This is a genomic window from Paenibacillus sp. FSL K6-4396 (genome assembly GCF_038002525.1).
GTDB classification, from domain to species: Bacteria; Bacillota; Bacilli; order Paenibacillales; family Paenibacillaceae; genus Paenibacillus; species Paenibacillus amylolyticus_B.
The window spans coordinates 6,504,792-6,524,467 of record NZ_JBBOCR010000001.1; the positions used below are offsets into that span (position 1 = coordinate 6,504,792).

Sequence of the window (19,676 nt, forward strand, 5' to 3'; positions counted from 1 at the left end):
TCCCCAGATTTCTTTGATTCCCTTTGAAGAGGGATAAATCCGGTGATAGCATATGCTTCCGAAGAAGCTTTCTTACAGAAAGCTTTAAGGCGAACACTTCGTTTCTTCAAGTCGGTTCTGCAATCTCCGGTATCGTGTACTTCTTAGCTTCCATTAGGATATCTATTAAATTTAGTAAAATAAAAAAGACGACTTCGATCAGGAAGTCGTCTTTTTTGGGATATGATATAGATAGGGAACCTCTTTATACTCTGCCACGTAAGAAAGGATGTTGTAATCATGAGAAAATTATTGGCACGCATGGGCTCTTATACAGGGTATGCCCTGCTGATCGGCATGGCCATCTTCTATCTCCTCGCGCTAGTCGCCATTATCATACTCGCCTTGTACGCCTTCACTGGAGGAGCCTAACTTAAACGTTCTTGATAGCAACACCCTATCGTACATACAGGCTACACTTTGTTACATGTTGTTGTTTTTCCCTTTGATCGTCCTCTTTCCTCCATATTAGTTTTCCAATTTACTCCCATTTGAATTCCTTCAACCAGATCGTTTATACTTGGTTTGACCTTAAAGTCAATTCAAGAACTCACAAGTTCCCTGATGAGGTGAATGCATCGTTAATGAACCCTATACATGAGATGAATGAGAAGAAAAAGCTCATCATTACTACAGCACTCAAGTTATTCTCATCCAAAGGCAGTGCTGCAACATCCATGCAAGAGATTGCCGAACTATGCGGGATGTCCAAAGGCAGCCTTTATATCATGTTCAAATCCAAAGAGGAATTAGAAGCCAGTACCCTGGAGTACTGCATGTACACACTAATGGACGAGATGACGCAGATTGAGCATGAAACCAGCCTCTCCTCGCGAGAACGCCTGCACAAGCAGATCGAAACACTGCTCATTCATGTAGCCGAATTCAAGGAATTTTTGCGGGTACAATTGCGAAGCATGATGATGGATGATGAACAGCAACGCAAGGAACAGTGCCATCCACAGCAAAGAGATCTGGAGATCCGTACCTTACATTGGTTTAAGGATAAGCTGGAAGAGCAGTATGGACGGGAGATTGAACCATATACGATTGATCTTATTTTGTTGACACACGGACTGTTCCTCTCCTATGTAAAAATCTGGTTTACAGAGATGCCATCTCTCACTGTTACCAAAATGGCAACAAACTTGCTGCAAATGATGGACTATGCCACACATGGATTTCTTAACCAGCGACCTGAGCCTTTGATTCCTCTGGAGGAATGGCCTGCCTGGATTACAGAGGCCCAACCAGATTCCACGGTGATGCGACATCCTATCCATATCATCAAACAAATGCAGGATATCGCCGTCTCCGATTTGCCCGCAGGGCAACCGAAGAATGATGCACTTGAAACCATTGCCATTCTCAGACAGGAGATGATGGAATTCACGCCGCGGCGTGCCATTATTCTAGGCATGATGCACAATCTGGAGAACGTAACTGCCATTCAACCCTTGCATTCCGAGCTTCAGCATATTTTGGATGCCATGTATAGCCGGTTCATCCCTGCTGACTCGTCACACACATAAACAGGAGAAACAGAGAGGAGAAGAAACCATCGTATGAAAGGTATTATTAATTTTTCCCTGAACAACAAGTTTGCGATCTGGATTCTGACAATCATCATCTCTTTCGCAGGTTTGTACAGCGGATTGACGATGAAGCAAGAGACCATTCCGAACATCAACGTACCGTTTCTGAATGTCACTGCCATTGATCCGGGGGCTGCACCGGAGGGAATTGTTGAAGATGTCACGAAGCCGCTGGAAGTAAAACTGCGGAATGTTGATGGCGTTAAGACGGTTACCTCCACTTCCATGGAGAATGCAGCATCCATCACACTCGAATTTGATTATGGAACAGATCTGACCAACGCGACGGCAACCGTTCGTGAGGCACTCAATGAAGTACAACTGCCTGACAGCGTACAGAAGCCGACCATTTCCAAGTTCAGCATTAACTCTTTCCCGGTTGTATCTCTAAGCCTGTCCGACAAGGACGGTGGTGACCTGGAACAATTGACACGACTGGTTGAATCGGATATTCAGCCTGCACTCGAAGACATTGACGGTGTAGCTCAGGTTCAGGTTTCCGGTCAATATGTAAAAGAAGTTCAATTGAAGTTTGATCAAGCCAAAATGGCCGAGCTGGGCCTAACGGAAGATACGGTAAACGGCATCGTTCAAGGTTCATCCATTCGTGTTCCCCTGGGACTGTTCGAACTGGATAAATCCCAGAAAGCCGTTGTCGTAGATGGCAACATCGTCAACATCGATGATCTGAAAAACCTTGCCATTCCAGTTGTACCCGGCGGTGCCGGCGCTTCTGCAGGCAATGGTTCAGGTGCAGCCCCACAAGGATCTGGAGCACCAACAGGTGAAGGCTCGGCTGGCGGAGCAGGTCAAGCTACCGCTCCTGGCTCTGCCCAAGGAACAGACCCGGCCGCAGGCCAAGCAGCTGGCGGTAATGCCAGTGCGGGTAGCCCTACAGGTGCTGCCAATGCGCCTGGTATTCCAACTGTAACACTAAGTGAAATTGCCAAGATCGAAGTCATCGGTCAAGCGGAATCCATTTCCCGGACAGACGGCAAGGAATCCATCGGTATTTCCGTTGTAAAATCCAATGACGCCAACACGGTTGATGTCGTGAATGCAGTCAAAGACAAAGCGGAAGAATTGCAGAAGCAGTTCAAAAATGCAGATCTGACTGTACTGCTTGACCAAGGTAAACCGATCCAGGACTCGGTGAACACGATGCTGGGCAAAGCTGTTTTTGGTGCTTTGTTTGCTATCCTGATCATCTTGCTGTTCCTGCGTAATATTCGTTCAACCATTATCTCCATAATCTCGATCCCGCTCTCCTTGCTCATGGCATTGACTGCGCTCAATATAATGGATATTACCTTGAACATGATGACACTGGGTGCCATGACGGTTGCCATCGGACGGGTTGTCGATGACTCCATCGTGGTTATCGAGAACATCTACCGCAGATTAACACTCAAAGGTGAGAAACTGAAAGGTCGTGAACTGGTTCGCGAAGCAACGCGCGAGATGTTTGTGCCAATCCTTTCTTCCACAATCGTAACGATTGCGGTATTCCTGCCACTGGCATTGGTAAGCGGTATGGTGGGCGAGCTGTTCCTGCCATTTGCATTGACCATGGTATTTGCCTTGCTGGCATCCCTGATCGTTGCCATTACCATCGTGCCGATGCTTGCACATTCCCTGTTCCGTAAAGGACTCAAGAACAAGCAGAATCACGAAGAAAAACCAGGCAAGATGGCGGAAGGTTACAAACGCCTGCTGAACTGGACACTATCACACAAACTCATCACAGTCAGTATTGCAGTGATCCTGCTGGTCGGCAGTTTGTTCCTGTACCCATTCATCGGTGCAAGCTTCTTGCCGGAACAACAGGATAAATATGTGACCATTACGTACAGTCCACAAACAGGAGCTTTGCGTGAAGATGTAGAAAAAGAAGCACTCGTTGCAGAGAAGTGGTTGCTGAAACAACCGGGTCTGGAGAAAATGCAATATTCCATCGGCGGAAGTAACCCACTGAGCAGCATGGGTGGCGGTGGTTCCAACTCGGCCCTCTTCTATATTGAATATAACGAAGATACAAAAGACTTTACAAAAGTGAAAGAACAACTAGTAGAAGGTCTGAAAAAAGAAGTTACCGTAGGAACCTGGAATGAGCTCGACATGTCCGGCGGTCTGGGTGGCAGTGGCCTGAGCCTATCCATCTATGGCGATAATGTAGAGCAACTCAAACCTGTATCGGACGAAATTCTGAAACTGGTTGAAGCGGATACGGATAATTTTGAAAAAGCAGATACGACTCTCGCTGACACCTACGGGCAGTATACGCTCGTGGCAGATCAGGAGAAATTAAGTTCCCTGGGCTTGACTGCAGGCCAACTGGCTATGGCACTGAGTCCGGCACGCGAACGTCCTGTGCTCACGGAAGTCGATATTGATAACAAAACGTATAAAGTATATGTAGAGACCGACGATAAAACATTCAACAGCATTAATGAGATTGAGGATGAAACCGTCACTTCACCGCTTGGCATCGAAGTACCGATTAAAGATGTTGCCAAAGTGGAAGAAGGCACATCCCCGAACTCCATCATGCAAATTGATGGTAAGGTGGTTGTACAAGTGACAGCCAACATCCTGGCTTCGGATGTAACGAAGGCTTCAAGTAGCTTACAGGCTGAGATCGACAAGTTGGATCTGCCTGACGGCGTTGAAGTGAAGTTCGGCGGTACAACTGAACAGATTAATGATACCTTTACTCAGCTTGGTCTCGCCATGCTGGCAGCCATCGCCATTGTGTACTTCGTGCTTGTTGTAACGTTCGGCGGCGGTTTGGCACCATTCGCCATCCTGTTCTCCCTGCCATTTACGGTGATTGGTATTATGGTAGGTCTGTTCATCGCTGGGGGTACACTTGACGTCTCCGCTATGATGGGTGGACTGATGCTTATCGGGATCGTGGTCACCAACGCCATCGTGTTGATCGACCGTGTTATTCACAAGGAAAAAGAGGGTATGCCTACCCGTGAAGCCTTGCTGGAAGCCGGTGCAACACGTCTGCGTCCAATTCTGATGACCGCTCTCGCAACCATCGGTGCCCTGTTGCCACTGGTTACGGGTCTCGAAGAGAGTGCGGGTATCATCTCCAAAGGATTGGGAATTACCGTAATCGGCGGTCTGATCAGTTCCACGCTGCTCACGCTGGTTATCGTACCGATTGTGTATGAGTTCCTGATGAAATTTAAAAAGAAAAGAATCGAAGATTAAGAAGTAGTTGATCGTGCTCATGTAACGGTTCGATTACATCTTAAATACAGACTATACGCTCTAACCTCTCGCCCCTTAGCACATATTGGAATGATTGAATTCCGATGTAATGCTAAGGGGCTTTTTTATGTAAATTCAAACGAGATATCGACTACTTCAGGAGCATATGCCTCGCTCTCATTGGAGTAGAGAATCCGTCACATAGACTGACATAGAAACACATCTTTTTAATCAAAATCACAAAAAGAAGAGACCTATTTGTCATTTAAAACAAATGAACGTGAGATTTTAGCCCACCGGCTGTAAATGGAATTATAATATGGATTAATTATGCAAGTTGACGGATTCCAGACTCCAGATAGATCACATGTTATTGGGGAAGGACGGTGGTTGTGTGGGGGAGACAACGCTTCATATTCAAGTCAGAGACATGTTAAAACGACCCGTGTTTCGTAAGGCAGAAATCTTGGCCAGTGATCGTGCGCTGGAGCGGTATGTTCGCTGGGTTCATATCATGGAGGTTCCTGAGGTAGGGGACTTGCTCAATGGCGGGGAATTGGTGCTGACGACAGGCATTGGCTGGCAGGAAGGTGAGCAGCATGGTCTGTCTTTTCTGCGTCAGTTAATTGCACGTGGGGCTGCCGGACTCTGCATGGAGCTGGGGGATCACACCAAATCGCAACTCGGTGCGATGAAAGAAATTGCAGTCGCCGCGGATTTCCCGCTGATCTGGTTCCACGAACAAGTCCGTTATATTGATATTACGCAAGACCTGCATTTCACCTTGATTCGTAGTCATCAGCGGATGATTGCGGAACTCGATAGTCTCACCACCTCCTTTAACCAACTTCTTCTGAATGGAGATGGCGTACAACCTCTTCTTCGATTATTGTCACGAACAACCGGATGTGCCGTGGCATTATATCCACTTGAAGGGGAAGCAAGTGCCGTTCCCTATCGCTCTCCAGAGCAGCTGGAGACTCGTCGGCAGGATTGGTTTTTGCAGCGGGAACATTTGGCGGGAGAAGTTATTCCGAATATAATGCGGCTGTCAGATAACACATTGCATGCACTCAGCATGCCTGTTCAGGCGTTAGACTACACCTTTGCCGACCTTGTGCTGATGTATCAAAAGCCGACGGATCAAGATTCAAGCATACCGATCAAACCATCGGATGAATTCGTCATTCAGGCACTGGAACGGTGCGCGGCCGCGATTGCCCAGGACTGGATGCGAACCAAATACATGGAAGAGAAACGCCGCTACAAAGAAGATATGTGGGTCATTGACTGGCTTAACGGACATCACTCCACGAAGGAAATCCATGAATATGTATCCACCGTTAATCCCCTTCTCGCAACGAGCAAAGCCACGATTATCTTATTTGACAGCAACCCCTCATATACAGACAGCCTCAAACTTCAGAAATTATTGATCCAACGCAACATCGTTGCCCGTTCCGTGTTCGCTCGGGAGAATTTCACACTCTACAGCACCGTTCTGAATCACCAGATCATTCTTATCATTCTCGACCCACTACCTGGATCTCAGCGCAAAAGCAGTCTCTGGCGCTGCATCGAACAGCTGCAGCAGCACGAGCAGGAACAGACCCACTATCTCTTCTCAGGCTTGATCGGTATCGGTCATAACTGCACAGACCTCTCCCGTCTCAAAGATAGTCTGGAATCCGCAAAGGAGACACTGCGAATTCAAAAGGACATCGGTGTGATGCAACAGCCCTTTTACAGTAATCTTCATTGTTACCGCATCATCGCCAGTATGAAGCAAAGCGGCAGTCTGGATGATTTCATTGAAGAATATCTGGGGCCGCTCATCCGTTACGATGTAGAGAAAGGAGGTCAGTTGCTGCGCACACTCAAACAATATTTGATCCTGTGCTGCTCTAAGCAAGAGACGGCCACCGCTCTATATATCGTCAGACAGACGCTGTATCACCGTTTGGACAAAATCGAAGCACTTTTGGGAGAAGACTACATCCTCCCCGAGAAAAGGGTCGCGATCGAACTTGCCATCTACGCCTATGAGTACGTTCATGGGCCAATCGCATGAGGAACTCCAGCATCGTCTAAGCTCCCCGCTGCTCCTGAAGCTGGCGAATCAGGATGTGACTGAACCACTTCCGTCCAGACGCCGTGCCCACGTATTGCTCTTGTTTCTCTTCGGGAAGATCCGGGTGCTCCCATATGACGTGAGCACCCTCCAGATGTTCCCGTACCGCATAGATCCGATAACCCTGTGCAACCATTCGCTCTATGGCGACCCTCTCGGCCTCAAACACATCATGATCCGACATCAGCTTCTCCCTCCATTCACTGCCGTCACAGGCTGTTTCATCGGTATGGGTGCACCTGAATCATACTTGTTGCGCTTCACATATTGTCCTGCCCCTGCTGTTCCGTCATACTGCCGATCTCGAATGACATACTCCCCGCGGCACAACACTGTCACCGGACAACCCTGTACCTGCATGCCTTCAAATGCACTGTAATCCACATTCATATGATGCGTATCTGCCGAGATCACCCTGTTTACAGAGGGGTCAAAAATAACGATATCCGCATCTGTCCCTACAGCCAGAGTCCCTTTCTGCGGAAATAATCCAAACAACTTGCTCGCTCTTGTTGAACATAGATCGACCCACTGATTGAGCGTAATCCGCCCCTTCACTACACCTTCCGAATACAGAATACTGAGGCGATCTTCGATGACAGGCCCACCGTTCGGAATTTTGCTGAAATCATCCTTGCCCAGGTCCTTCTGCCCTTTGAAATTAAACGAGCAATGATCAGAGCCAATCGTCTGCAACTGACCGCTTTTCAGTGCGTTCCAGAGTACTTCCTGATGCGCTGCTTCCCGTAGTGGTGGGGACCAGACATACTTTGCACCCTCGAAGTCCGGCTGATCCATGATCGACTGATCCAACGTCAAATACTGAGGACAGGTCTCCCCCCAGATTCGGTAACCCATTTCACGCATGCGCGCAATCTGCTCCACCGCTTCTGCACAGGTTACATGCACCACATACAACTGTGAATCCGCAAGTGCAGCCAACCGTGCCGCCCGACCTGTCGCTTCTCCCTCCAGCATGGATGGACGAGTCAGCGCATGATGAATCGGCTCCGTGCGCCCTTCGGCGAGCGCTTGTCGAACCAGCAGGTCAATAACATCTCCGTTTTCGGCATGCACCATGACGAGTGCGCCATACTCTTTTGCCTTTTGCAACGTCTGGAAGAGAATCCCGTCATCGGCCTGAAACTGGTTTTTATACGCCATGAACACCTTAAAGGATGACACACCCTCTTCTTCAATGATCTGCGGCAACTCTTCCAACACCTGATCATTCATCTCCCCGATCATCAGATGGAAACCATAGTCGATGACGGCTTTACCCTCGGCTTTGGCATGCCACTCCTGGAGGGATTCGATTAATGGACGGCCTTTTTGTGTCAGGCAGAAATCAATGATCGTTGTTGTACCACCAAAGGCTGCCGCTGTTGTTCCCGTCGCAAAATCATCTGCCGTTACCGTTCCACCAAATGGCATATCCAGATGCGTATGCGGGTCGATACCGCCAGGAATAACATAACAGCCTGAAGCGTCCACAACTTCCATATGTTCATCCGGGGTAAGCCCGATGCCAATCTGTGTGATTTTACCCTTTTCGATCAAAATATCTGCTTCAAAGGTATCTGACGCTGTCACCAACACACCGTTACGAATCAATTTGCGGGTACTCATGATATCGCCTCCTTGGTTGATTGATCTCTAACCGATTGCAGCATGGCAATTGCAGACTGACGTTCATTCCAGGTTACAGGTTCCTGCTCAGGCACAAGCTCCACCATCTCAATCGCCCCATCCACCGGGCAAACGATCGAACACAGATTACAGCCAACACAGTCCTCTTCCACCACTTCCAGATAGGAGCCAGACGGGTCGGTCAACATATCAATACACTGATGCGAGGTGTCCTCACAAGCAATATGGCATTTGTTGCAATTGATGCAGATATCGCGATTGATGCGGGCGACCACTTTGTAGTTCAGATCGAGATTGCCCCAATCCGAGTAACGCGGAACCGTCTGACCTACCAGTTCTGCTACGCTGCTCAGACCCTTTTCGTCCAAATAATCGTTCAAACCATCAATCATGTCCTCCACAATGCGGAATCCATGATGCATCGCTGCGGTACATACCTGGACCCCTGTAGCACCCATGAGCAAAAACTCTGCCGTATCCCGCCAGTCGGATATGCCACCAATCCCCGAGATCGGCACACCCACCTCCGGATTACGTGCGCACTCGGCAACCATGTTCAGTGCAATGGGCTTCACCGCTGGGCCGCAGTATCCGCCATGTGCTCCTTTGCCCCCTACATGCGGCACGGTATTCCACGAATCCAGATCCACACCTGCCAGGGAGTTAATGGTATTGATCAGAGAGATCGCATCCGCGCCTCCTCGTACAGCTGCCCGGGCGGTCGCCGTAATATCCGTGATATTCGGCGTGAGCTTCACAATCACCGGTGTGGTTGCCACTTCCTTCACCCACATCGTCTGTAGTTCGACCAAGTCAGGTTGCTGACCAGAGGCGGCTCCCATACCACGTTCAGCCATGCCATGCGGGCAGCCAAAATTCAGTTCCAGACCGTCGACGCCGACGGCTTCCACCTTTTTCACAATCTCATGCCACTTCTCCCGCGTAGGTTCCACCATCAGTGAAGCGACAACCGCGCGATCCGGGAAGCGCTTCTTGGTCTCGGCAATCTCCCTCAGATTCACTTCCAGCGGACGATCGGATATCAATTCAATATTGTTAAACCCCGCCACCCGCTGTCCACCGAAATGAACTGCCGCAAAACGCGAGGATGTATTGATAATCGGCTCACCCAGTGTCTTCCACACCGCGCCGCCCCAGCCCGCTTCGAACGCACGCTGAACCTGATACCCCGTATTGGTCGGTGGTGCAGAAGCCAACCAGAATGGATTGGGTGATCGAATACCTGCTAGATTAATGGATAAGTCAGCCATAACGATCCCTCCTTGGTGTTGTTTGAACTTATTAGTTACACTGGACACTCCGCTTCTTCAGATTGCTGCTGTCCTCTCCGTTTCGTGTAAAAATTTAGTTCAATTCATATCGTTAGCACTGGATATTTGGTCGCAGTCATGACTTCTGCGTAGTAACGGTGTTGCTGGATAGCACCTGTAATCTAACGAACCGTACACCTCTTATTTGACTCATATGCAGCAATTTCAAAATCTAACGAATCGTAGAAAGCTTATTGGGCTGTAATAGCTTATTTCGGCTTTATTTCGACGGTTTTTTATCAAAATAAGACGTGTGAGATTCGTTAGATTTTTCAATCCTCCATAATTGCCACTATAAGGTGTGCAGGGTTCGTTAGCGCGTCAGGGATGCGAGGATGCGAGGGTTCGATGCATACCAGACCTCTTGCTCAGATCTACACCTCATCTCTCTAGCCGTCCCTGGCGTCCTCCCACCCGTACTCTTTCCTCGCACCCTTTCATTGCACACTTTCCGTGCTCTTTACTTCCCTTTCCTTCCTCACCACTCACGCCGTCTCTTCCACCTGTCCGGGCAATGCCTTCATGACTGCGGCGGCGGCCAACTTACCTTGCTGTGCAGCCGAGACAACCATCGCCTCACCCTGGCCCTGACCAAAAATAACATCTCCTGCCGCATAGATCTGAGGATGCGAGGTACGGTACGTATGCGGCTCAATCTCGACGACGCCCCAGTGGTGACGCAGTCCAAACGCTTCGATTAATGGTAATAAACGATGCTGTCCAATCGCCCGAATGACCGTATCACATTCAATCATGAACTCCGATCCCTCCACGGACACAGGCAATGCACGCCCACCTCCAGGCGGAGTAATCAGTTCCATTTTCACACATTCTACAGCCTGAACCCGACCGTTCTCGTCTCCGATAATACGCTGCGGCATCGTAAACCAGCGGAATTCCACCCCCTCCTGCTTGGCAAACGTATATTCAAACGCATACGCCGTCATCTGGCTTTCCCCGCGCCGATATAACATCTGCACCCGCTCGGCACCCAGACGCACCGAACAGGTCGCTGCATCTACCGCCGTATTGCCCGCGCCAATCACGGCGACCTTCAGACCATTCAGTGCCGGCGGAACACCCTGCTTCGTAGACTCCACCAGTTCAATCGCATCATAGACACCTTCCAGTGTCTCTCCTTCAATGCCCAACATGGGCACCGATCCCATGCCGCAAGCCAGAATGACCGCTTCATGTTGCTCCAGCAACTGCGTAGCAGGAATATCTACACCAATGCGCACCCCGTAACGGATCTGCACACCCAGCGCTTCCACCTGCTCCACTTCCCATAACGCAACCGATTCGGGCAGACGGAAGGATACGATGCCGTACGTGTTTAGCCCACCGCCTTTGGGTTTGGCTTCATAGATCGTCACCTCACACCCTGCGCGCCCCAGTTCACGTGCCGCCGATAGTCCCGCTGGCCCCGCTCCCACAACAGCGACGGTTCTCCCATTGGCAGGTGCCGCCTGGAATAACGGCTCATTCTTCGCCCGCGCCCAGTCGGTGGCGTAACGCTGCAAGTCACCAATGCGAATCGGCTTCGACGATTCATTTAGCACACACGCGCCTTCACACAGTTCCTCTGTGGGGCACACGCGTGCGCAGCTGGCTCCCACCGGATTCGCATCCATGATGGTGCGGGCCGATCCTTTCAGGTGCCCTGTTGATATTTTGCTAATAAAAGAAGGGATATTAATGTCGGTTGGACAGGCCTTGATACAAGGTGCATCGTAACAGTACAGACAGCGGTTCGATTCCTCCATCGCTTCTTTTCCTGTCATGGCGGGTTTCATCTCGGCAAAACGACTCTCCCACCCATAATCGGATAACGTTGTTCCTGAGCTGTTCATCAATGTCGTGCACCTCCTGGAGAATGATCTACGCTATCTCAAACTCGAACAAACTTGCGTGCATTATACGTTCCACCCCGCTGACAGAATCACTTACCGATCACGTGTTGCCGCTTCCTACAGACTAACCAGATGTTCGTACGTTTCCGGCCTGCGATCGCGGTAGAACTGCCATACATTACGCACCTCACGAATCATCTCCGTATCCATCTCGCCAATGACGACCTCATCCTGATCCCGACTGCCGATCGCTACCATTCTGCCTCGTGGATCGACCAAGTACGACTGCCCATAAAATTCACCCATGTTCCACGGCGCTTCCACGCCGACCCGGTTGATGGCTGCCACATAATAGCCGTTAGCTACTGCGTGAGCGGGTTGTTCCAGTTTCCACAGATATTCCGATGTACCTGCAACCGTAGCGGACGGATTGAACACAATCTCCGCCCCTGCCAGCCCGAGCAATCGTGCCCCTTCCGGAAAATGACGATCATAACAAATGTACACACCCACTCTGGCGTAGGCCGTATCAAATACCGGAAACCCGAGGTTGCCTGGTTTGAAATAATACTTTTCCCAGAACCCATTCGTACCCTCACCTGCTTCCACATGCGGGATATGATGTTTGCGGTATTTGCCCAGATACGTACCATCTGCATCAATAACGGCTGCCGTATTGTAATACGAAGCAATGCCCTCCACCTCGTACACCGGCAAAATAATCACCACCGCAAGCTCCTTCGCCAGCTCCTGAAAAATCTTGGTAGTAGGTCCTTCCGGTACCGGTTCAGCGGATGCATACCATTTGGGATTCTGCTCTGTACAAAAGTACGGTCCATAGAATACTTCCTGCAACCCGATGATCTTGGCCCCTCTTGCAGCAGCTTCACGGACCAACGTGATGTGCTTCTGAACCGCAGCCTCTTTGTGAACTTCAACGGGAGCCGAACCTTCAATCTCATGTGAAGCCTGGATTAATCCGATGCTGATTTTGCCCATATTGTCACAACGCCTCCTCAGGTAAAATGGTTGGTTGGTTCACTCCACCGCACATCCTTCGAATGGTTCGATACAGCACTTCCGTGCCAAGTCCAATATCCTCCGGAGAGGAATATTCGCTGGGATGATGACTGATGCCGTCCTTGCTGCGGACAAAAATCATGCCATAATCACACACACGCGAAAGGGCCAACGCATCATGGAACGGACCACTCATCAGTTCTGGTAAAGTAATCCCGATCTCTTCCGCAGATGAACGAATTACTGACTTGATTAACTCTGCACAATACCTTGGCTCACTGTTCGTATCCTCGGTCAGCGAATACGTTAGACCATATCGGGAACTCACGTCATCCAAAATGTTCATCAATCGGACTTCCAGCCGGTTCCTGCGTTTCATCTCCATGTCTCGTAAATCCACCGTGAAGCTGACTTCCTCCGGGATGATATTACGCGAATCCGGAAACACCCTCAGACTTCCTACCGTACCTACAGTTGGAGCTTCCGGGTCTTCTCTCACCATATCGTCAAAAGCGGAAATAACTCTGGCGCTGCCTGCCAAAGCATCATGTCGCATGCTCATTGGAACGGAGCCGGCATGACCCGCCATACCTTTCATCGTAACCGTAAGCCACAGCGGGCCCGAGATGCCCGTCACCAGACCCACAGGAGCATTCAATGCTTCCAGTACCGGTCCCTGCTCAATGTGCAGCTCCAGATAACTGCCTATGGAACCTGGCGGATAGATCGCTTCTTCAAAATCCGAAGGAGAACAGCCGAAGGTTTCCAGCGCCTCCCGGCGGGTCACTCCGTTTTTATCCTGCCGCTCCAGTTCGCCTTCTTCCAACCGACCGGTTATACCACGTGAGCCGAACAGGCCTTTGTTAAAACGGGAACCCTCTTCATCGCAAAAGGCAATCACCTCAATCGGCATGCGGGGCTGAATGCCATATTCGATCAGGCATTGCACGGCTTCGAGTGCGCCTAGCACCCCAATCGCTCCATCATATCGACCGCCATACGGCTGAGAGTCGATGTGGGAACCAATCATGAGAATCGGCAGTGCCTGATCCGCACCTTCCAGACGACCAATCAGATTGCCGAAGGGGTCAAGTCGCGTCGTCAGACCGGCCTTTTCCATCCACAGACGAACCTGTATGATGCCGTCCATATCTTCCGGGGTCAGGGCAAGTCGACAGACGCCCGTGTCCGCTATTCGGCCAATACGTGACAACTGCTCAATTCGCTCATTCAGCCGCAGCTGATTAATGACTTTGCCTGTTGTGGTCTGCATCGTCCCTCACCTCCTTGCGAATAGTTATCACGTCATGTGTTGAAACACTTTATTTTGCTGCCAACACTTCTGTCGTACTTGTCGTACAGTGCGTTCTCATCCATATCCAGTTACTAACTCGCATCCAGACTTCGCAACGCAGCGAGCAAACTTCCTGCGATCAGGTCCAGTTCTTCCTCGGTGGTGACAAACGGCGGGGAGATCGTCAAAATATTCGCAAACCCTGGCACGGTATCTCCGTTCTTGCCGATCAGAATACCATCCCGCTTACAACTGGCGAGCACCTTCATCACTTTATCCGCTTCCGCAGGAGAACCATCCGCTTCAATCAACTCCACCCCGCAGGCGAATCCGAATGAACGGATGTCCCCCACCACGGACAACTCCAGCAATGGTTCAAGCTTCTCACGAAGCAGGTATCCCAGTTCCTCCGCACGGCTGACCAGATTCTCTCGTTCCAGGATTTCCAGATTCGCCAGCGCTACCCGACAGGACACCGGATTTCCACCAAATGTATTCACATGACGAAAATGCGCATCCGGTCCGGGTTCCCGGAACGTGTCATACAGATCGGCTCGCACCGCCGTTGCTGATAGCGGTGAATACGCACTGGTCATGCCTTTTGCCATCGTCACAATATCTGGCTGTACACCATAGTTCTGATGACCAAACTTCTGCCCCGAGCGGCCAAAACCACAGATGACCTCATCGACAATGAGCAGCACGCCATAGCGCTGACAGATCTCTTGCACGGTGCGCATATAATCCGGCGGAGGAACAATCATGCCACCCCCTGTGATCACCGGCTCCATAATCACTGCGGCAACCGTCTCAGGACCTTCCCAGCGAATCACCTCTTCATAGATGGTTGCACATTCGAGTCCACATCCATCTTTGTTTCGTCCAAACGGACAGCGGTAACAATAGGGTGGAGGAACATGAGAGAAACCTACACCGAGCGGCTCGTATTTGATCTTGCGGGCGGCTTGCCCGGTGGCGCCCAGTGCCCCCATAGAGTTACCGTGATAGGCACGGTGACGGGAGATGAATTTGTGCCGAGTAGGCTCACCATTCTGATGGTGATACTGACGGGCTATTTTGAAAGCCACCTCATTCGCATCTGAACCCGAGTTGGAGAAGAAGATTCGATACTCCCCCTCCAACCAGTCATTCAGCTTCTCTGCCAGCAAAATCGCCGGTTCGTGACTCTGCGTCATCGGTACATAAGCGAGTGCTTTCATCTGTTCGTAGGCACTTCTTGCAATTTCCTCACGGCCATGCCCCACATTCACACACCATAGTCCAGACATCGCATCCAGATAACGTGTACCATCCTGATCAGTGATCCAACTGCCCTCCCCACTTACCGCAATCATCGGATGATCGTTATGAGGCGAGATGTGATGCCATACGTATTTGCGATCCTTCTCCAGCCATTCTTCCTTCGTACCGCCAAGCGGCTGAGGTTGCTGATCCACAGAACTCATTCGTCATCCTCCTCCACACGCTTATTTCACTGCTTCTTCATAGATGCTTTTCTCCAGCGCTTCATCCAGGTTGGCGGCTTTTTTGATCAATCCATAATTCAGTGCAATATCCGCAGTTCGGGTAAATGACTCATCCACAAAGCTGCCGACTTGCTGCTCTGTAAATCCTTCCGGCCGAATCAGCTTTGCAATCTCTTCAAGCATCGTGACCTGATGTTCACGAGTGGTGCTGCCCTCCGTCACATTACTCATCACGATATCCACCGTCTCATTCTGATTATCGATGGCGTAATTCCAGCCTTTCAGAATGGCACGGGTCACTTTGACCGCAAGCTCACGGTTGTTGTCTACCCAATCTTTCTTGGCAATCAGCGTATCCTCCAGCATGCCAATACCAGCATCTTCAATATTGAACACATCCAGATCCGATTCTTTCATTCCACTTTCCAGCACCACGTGGTACTCGTTATAGATCGTTGCTGTCGCCACATCTACCTGGTCATTGAAAAACTGATCCATCGTGAACCCCTGCTTCACCAGTTCAATGTCTTTCTTCGGATCCAGGCCGTTCTTCTCCATGAACGCGAGCACCTGAAATTGCTGGCTGCCAAACCAGGTACTAACCTTCTTGCCTTTCATCTGAGCGGGATCGGTAATACCTAGCGACTTCTTGGCGATCAAGCGATAACTACTCTTCTGTGAGATCTGGGCAAGCGAGACAAGCGGCAGACCGTTATCCCGACTGACCAGCAAACTGTCTACACCCGTAATGCCCACATCGGCCGCGCCATTGACCACCTGCTGCTCAATCACGATATCCGGGCCACCCGGAATAATCTCGGCATCAATGCCTTCATCTGCAAAAAAACCTTTTTCCTTCGCTGCATAGATCCCGGCAAACTGCGCCTGCGGCACCCATTTCAGTTGAATTTTCACTTTGGTTAAGGGTTGATCTGCTTCTCCCGCCCCTCCTGAACTCGCAGCAACAGGCTCAGCCGCCGGCACAGACTTCGTAGAACATGCACCCAGCATCGTAACAACCAACAGGACCAATACCAGCAAACCCGGCTTCAACGTTTTGTACATGTACAGAACAACCCCCTGTTTATATACGATTTTTCAATCATCAGTCCGTGTTCAAAAAGTCTGGTTTTCAGTACCAAGAAGAGGGAATGAAGCTAGAAATGGAGTAGCACGTTAGTGATCTGTGCGTGCACGATTCCACGGAATGAGTCGCTTTTCTGCCAGGACAACCGCTTCATACAACACAATGCCGAGCGCGGCGGCGATGACAATGCAGGACCAGGCCAAAGGCATGTTTGCCAGTCGAATCTGATCCGAGAGCAAGTACCCCAGCCCCTGGGAAGCGATGAAAAATTCACCCACAATGGCCCCGATAATACTGGTCGACATGTTGATCTTCAGACCGGCGAAGAGGGAAGGCAGCGCATGAGGCAGTCTCAGTTTCCAAAAAAACTGCATCCTGCTCGCGGCAAGGCCACTCAGCAGATCACTGTACTGCGGCTGAATGGAAGTCAGCCCTTTGAACAGACTGACGGCCATAGCGGCCATTGTAATCACCGTGACAACAGCAATACGGGACCATATCCCGTCACCGAACCAATTATTCATAATCGGGGCAAGAGCCACGATCGGAACAGCGTTCAGTGCCGACAGAACCGTAACCGCTGCCCTGCCACTTGTGGGAAAGAATGATGCACCTGCTGCCGCCAGAGCGCCCAACAGGGAACCGAGCAGGAATCCCCCCAGCATTTCCGTTCCGCTGTACATTGCGTAACGAAAGAGCATATTGGCATTTTCCTGAATGGATATCGCAATCGCGGAAGGAACAGGCAGTTGGTAACTTTCCAGCGAGAATATCCAATGAAACATCCTGAGCTGCCAGAGAGCGAGAAACATCACCCCTGCACCCCAAGGAAGCATGTTCAGTACAATCGAGCGCCCACGAACGCTGGTATACAGTCTGGCCTTTCCGGCTTGTCCCGGATGTGCATGAATTTCCGTTCCGGGAGCAGATGTCATCTGTGAACCAGTGAGTGGTGCAGCCGCGCCATTGATCGCAGCAATTGCCACACCTTCGTCCTGCTTCCGATGCATAACTCTACCTTCACTCATGTGGCATTGCCTCCTTTGGCCCTGAATTCAGGCTGCCAGGGGGTCAGCCAACGTTCGGCCAAACTAATGACCAGATACGAGATCAGGCCAATGCCAATGCTAAGCATGATGGTGGCCCAGAACATGCCAACTTGGGCATGGCCGTAATATAACGAACTGACCATCAGGACGCCGAGTCCATCGGGAGCTCCCATCAATTCCACAACGATGGAGGAGGTCACCGCCAGCGGAGCAGCTATTTTCATACCAGAAAATAGTCCCGGCAGTGCTGAGGGCAGCAGGCATTTGATATATCGTGCAGTTAGTGAAGCTCCACAGGAACGCATCAGTTCCAGGTGCTCTGGTGCTGCACTTTTCAATCCTTTTAACGTATGGATGATGATCGGGAAGAAAGTTACGTACGCCGCCATAACAATCCGCGCCCATTCCGCGTTGTGGATGATGCCGTACACAATTGGTGCGAGACCAATAACCGGAACCATCTGTGAGGAGACTACATATGGCGATAACGTGCGCTCCAGCCAGACAGCCGCGCTCATGAGCAGCGCCAAACCCAGACCCAGCAACGTTCCCCCTGCAAAACCAATGGCTGCATTGCCAAACGTGACAGCCCCCTGCTCTGCGAGCGTACCCGAGTAACGAAACAACGCTGCAAGCACATCGTGCAGATATGGAAGGCGAGACACTGCCTGCTGGGGTGACAAGAACAGTTGGAGTATCCAGGCGATTCCTTCCCACAGCACCAATATGGCCATAATCCAGATGACGACCCAGGATCGATATCCCGGTCTAAAGAACTGCAGAGACATGAGATTCATCACGCTCCTCGTAGAAGCAGTTGCGGATGGTCGTAATCATGTGGTAGAAAGCTTCCGTTTCTCTCAGTTCACTATGACGTTCGGAAGGCAGATTGACGGAATGAATGGAATGTACTTGCCCCGGATGTGCCGAGAGTACGATAATCCGGTCGGACAGAAATACGGCTTCGGGGATGCTGTGTGTGACAAAGAGGAAGGTCTTGCCGGTTGAGCGCTTGATCTCAAGTAGCTCCAATTGAAGTTTCTCTTTTGTGAATTCGTCCAGGGCCGAGAAGGGTTCATCCATGAGCAGCAGTGGCGGATCAAGCGCAAGGGCACGGGCAATGGACACACGTTGCTGCATGCCTCCACTGAGCTGCCATGGATAATGGTCGGCGAAGCGGGTTAGTCCTACCATTTCAAGCAGTTCACCGCTAATGCGGCGGCACTCCTTCCGTGGGGTACCCAGCAGTTCCAAGGGCAATTCCACATTGTGACGAATGGTGCGCCAATCGAACAAGGCAGGTGTCTGGAAGACAATACCGAACTGTCGCTGTAGTCGAGCCCGCTCAGGCTCCTGACCTGCAATGCGAACAGTGCCTGAGGTGGGCTGAAGCAGATCACCCACTAACCGAAGCAAGGTCGACTTGCCACAGCCCGAAGGGCCCAGCAGAGAGACAAACTCATTGGACTGGATCTGGAATGTAACATCCGACAAAGCAGTGACTTGTTGTGTACCTGTGCCAAAGACAACGGACACATGATCTACATCAATATGGAAGGCTTCGGGGACTGTAGCTGAGGGTGCGGAGGACATGGGCATTCTCCTTTGTGGAAGTTATTTTCATTGCACACCAAGGCTGAATGGGAGGTTTATATACACGAACGTAACAGGTTTTGCTTGTTAGATAATACTATATCGCTTTGGGCGGGGATTACATTATACAGTGTGTTTTGAGTATGGGCCTGTTCATGTTACACAATGTAAAATGAGATGTATTCTCAGATATATCCATGTGAGTTTTCCTCGTATTTAGCTAACATACATTTCACTTAACAACAAACGCACGATCATTTGTATTTATTGAATAAATATTCGGAAAATATGACATATGCCCTCGTATTCTTGTCCATTTTCTTGT

15 protein-coding genes are annotated in these 19,676 nt (G+C 50.4%); 4 read left to right on the forward strand and 11 right to left on the reverse strand.

Annotation, left to right across the window (positions count from 1 at the left end):
• Positions 1-279 precede the first annotated feature (279 nt).
• The 4 genes from MHB85_RS28495 to MHB85_RS28510 all read left to right on the forward strand — a co-directional run bounded on the left by MHB85_RS28495 (position 280) and on the right by MHB85_RS28510 (position 6,927).
• Positions 280-411: a hypothetical protein gene (locus MHB85_RS28495; protein ID WP_261313519.1), complete on the forward strand. Its 132-nt coding sequence runs from the start codon at positions 280-282 to the stop codon at positions 409-411.
• A gap of 212 nt (positions 412-623) precedes the next feature.
• Positions 624-1,571 carry a TetR/AcrR family transcriptional regulator gene (locus MHB85_RS28500; RefSeq protein ID WP_206759583.1) on the forward strand — a complete coding sequence of 316 codons (948 nt, stop codon included), beginning with the start codon at positions 624-626 and terminating at the stop codon, positions 1,569-1,571.
• A 33-nt stretch (positions 1,572-1,604) separates the two neighbouring features.
• Positions 1,605-4,856 carry an efflux RND transporter permease subunit gene (locus MHB85_RS28505; RefSeq protein ID WP_192134956.1) on the forward strand — a complete coding sequence of 1,084 codons (3,252 nt, stop codon included), beginning with the start codon at positions 1,605-1,607 and terminating at the stop codon, positions 4,854-4,856.
• A 367-nt stretch (positions 4,857-5,223) separates the two neighbouring features.
• The gene (locus MHB85_RS28510; protein WP_192134954.1) at positions 5,224-6,927 is read left to right on the forward strand and encodes a PucR family transcriptional regulator; all 1,704 of its coding nucleotides are present in this window, start codon (positions 5,224-5,226) and stop codon (positions 6,925-6,927) included.
• A gap of 16 nt (positions 6,928-6,943) precedes the next feature.
• Here the strand turns inward: MHB85_RS28510 and MHB85_RS28515 are convergent, their stop codons facing one another.
• From MHB85_RS28515 to MHB85_RS28565, 11 genes are all read right to left on the reverse strand, one after another.
• Positions 6,944-7,171, reverse strand: a complete 228-nt coding sequence (locus MHB85_RS28515) for a hypothetical protein (protein ID WP_192134952.1) — start codon at positions 7,169-7,171, stop codon at positions 6,944-6,946.
• Positions 7,171-8,616, reverse strand: coding sequence for a dihydropyrimidinase (gene hydA / locus MHB85_RS28520; RefSeq protein ID WP_192134951.1), 1,446 nt, complete (start codon positions 8,614-8,616; stop codon positions 7,171-7,173). The genes MHB85_RS28515 and hydA overlap by 1 nt, the downstream gene beginning before the upstream one ends.
• A complete protein-coding gene (gene preA / locus MHB85_RS28525) occupies positions 8,613-9,908 on the reverse strand; it encodes an NAD-dependent dihydropyrimidine dehydrogenase subunit PreA (protein ID WP_192134950.1) in 1,296 nt (431 codons plus the stop codon). Before preA ends, hydA begins: the two co-directional genes overlap by 4 nt.
• Before the next feature lie 545 nt (positions 9,909-10,453).
• A complete protein-coding gene (locus MHB85_RS28530) occupies positions 10,454-11,821 on the reverse strand; it encodes an NAD(P)-dependent oxidoreductase (RefSeq protein WP_192135130.1) in 1,368 nt (455 codons plus the stop codon).
• A 117-nt stretch (positions 11,822-11,938) separates the two neighbouring features.
• Positions 11,939-12,820 carry a nitrilase-related carbon-nitrogen hydrolase gene (locus tag MHB85_RS28535; RefSeq protein ID WP_341074054.1) on the reverse strand — a complete coding sequence of 294 codons (882 nt, stop codon included), beginning with the start codon at positions 12,818-12,820 and terminating at the stop codon, positions 11,939-11,941.
• Between the two features lie 4 nt (positions 12,821-12,824).
• Positions 12,825-14,114 (reverse strand): M20 family metallo-hydrolase, encoded by a 1,290-nt coding sequence (locus MHB85_RS28540; RefSeq protein WP_192134948.1) that lies wholly within the window; start codon positions 14,112-14,114, stop codon positions 12,825-12,827.
• A 113-nt stretch (positions 14,115-14,227) separates the two neighbouring features.
• Positions 14,228-15,601: an aspartate aminotransferase family protein gene (locus MHB85_RS28545; protein WP_192134947.1), complete on the reverse strand. Its 1,374-nt coding sequence runs from the start codon at positions 15,599-15,601 to the stop codon at positions 14,228-14,230.
• Positions 15,602-15,622: 21 nt separating this feature from the next.
• Positions 15,623-16,687, reverse strand: coding sequence for an ABC transporter substrate-binding protein (locus MHB85_RS28550; protein WP_192134946.1), 1,065 nt, complete (start codon positions 16,685-16,687; stop codon positions 15,623-15,625).
• A 111-nt stretch (positions 16,688-16,798) separates the two neighbouring features.
• Positions 16,799-17,737 carry an ABC transporter permease gene (locus tag MHB85_RS28555; RefSeq protein WP_244661076.1) on the reverse strand — a complete coding sequence of 313 codons (939 nt, stop codon included), beginning with the start codon at positions 17,735-17,737 and terminating at the stop codon, positions 16,799-16,801.
• Positions 17,734-18,546, reverse strand: a complete 813-nt coding sequence (locus MHB85_RS28560) for an ABC transporter permease (RefSeq protein WP_192134944.1) — start codon at positions 18,544-18,546, stop codon at positions 17,734-17,736. The genes MHB85_RS28555 and MHB85_RS28560 overlap by 4 nt, the downstream gene beginning before the upstream one ends.
• Positions 18,527-19,351 carry an ABC transporter ATP-binding protein gene (locus MHB85_RS28565; protein ID WP_192134942.1) on the reverse strand — a complete coding sequence of 275 codons (825 nt, stop codon included), beginning with the start codon at positions 19,349-19,351 and terminating at the stop codon, positions 18,527-18,529. The genes MHB85_RS28560 and MHB85_RS28565 overlap by 20 nt, the downstream gene beginning before the upstream one ends.
• Between the last annotated feature and the right edge of the window lie 325 nt (positions 19,352-19,676).

What these genes read in the sequence shown, in the direction of transcription:
- MHB85_RS28545 (WP_192134947.1), bottom strand. Translation starts at nt 15,601, where the DNA reads ATGAGTTCTGTGGATCAGCAACCTCAGCCGCTTGGCGGTACGAAGGAA.
- MHB85_RS28500 (WP_206759583.1), top strand. Translation starts at nt 624, where the DNA reads ATGAACCCTATACATGAGATGAATGAGAAGAAAAAGCTCATCATTACT.
- hydA (WP_192134951.1), bottom strand. Translation starts at nt 8,616, where the DNA reads ATGAGTACCCGCAAATTGATTCGTAACGGTGTGTTGGTGACAGCGTCA.
- MHB85_RS28560 (WP_192134944.1), bottom strand. Translation starts at nt 18,546, where the DNA reads ATGTCTCTGCAGTTCTTTAGACCGGGATATCGATCCTGGGTCGTCATC.
- MHB85_RS28510 (WP_192134954.1), top strand. Translation starts at nt 5,224, where the DNA reads ATGTTATTGGGGAAGGACGGTGGTTGTGTGGGGGAGACAACGCTTCAT.
- MHB85_RS28535 (WP_341074054.1), bottom strand. Translation starts at nt 12,820, where the DNA reads ATGGGCAAAATCAGCATCGGATTAATCCAGGCTTCACATGAGATTGAA.
- MHB85_RS28550 (WP_192134946.1), bottom strand. Translation starts at nt 16,687, where the DNA reads ATGTACAAAACGTTGAAGCCGGGTTTGCTGGTATTGGTCCTGTTGGTT.
- MHB85_RS28515 (WP_192134952.1), bottom strand. Translation starts at nt 7,171, where the DNA reads ATGTCGGATCATGATGTGTTTGAGGCCGAGAGGGTCGCCATAGAGCGA.
- MHB85_RS28495 (WP_261313519.1), top strand. Translation starts at nt 280, where the DNA reads ATGAGAAAATTATTGGCACGCATGGGCTCTTATACAGGGTATGCCCTG.
- MHB85_RS28555 (WP_244661076.1), bottom strand. Translation starts at nt 17,737, where the DNA reads ATGAGTGAAGGTAGAGTTATGCATCGGAAGCAGGACGAAGGTGTGGCA.
- MHB85_RS28540 (WP_192134948.1), bottom strand. Translation starts at nt 14,114, where the DNA reads ATGCAGACCACAACAGGCAAAGTCATTAATCAGCTGCGGCTGAATGAG.
- preA (WP_192134950.1), bottom strand. Translation starts at nt 9,908, where the DNA reads ATGGCTGACTTATCCATTAATCTAGCAGGTATTCGATCACCCAATCCA.
- MHB85_RS28565 (WP_192134942.1), bottom strand. Translation starts at nt 19,351, where the DNA reads ATGTCCTCCGCACCCTCAGCTACAGTCCCCGAAGCCTTCCATATTGAT.
- MHB85_RS28530 (WP_192135130.1), bottom strand. Translation starts at nt 11,821, where the DNA reads ATGAACAGCTCAGGAACAACGTTATCCGATTATGGGTGGGAGAGTCGT.
- MHB85_RS28505 (WP_192134956.1), top strand. Translation starts at nt 1,605, where the DNA reads ATGAAAGGTATTATTAATTTTTCCCTGAACAACAAGTTTGCGATCTGG.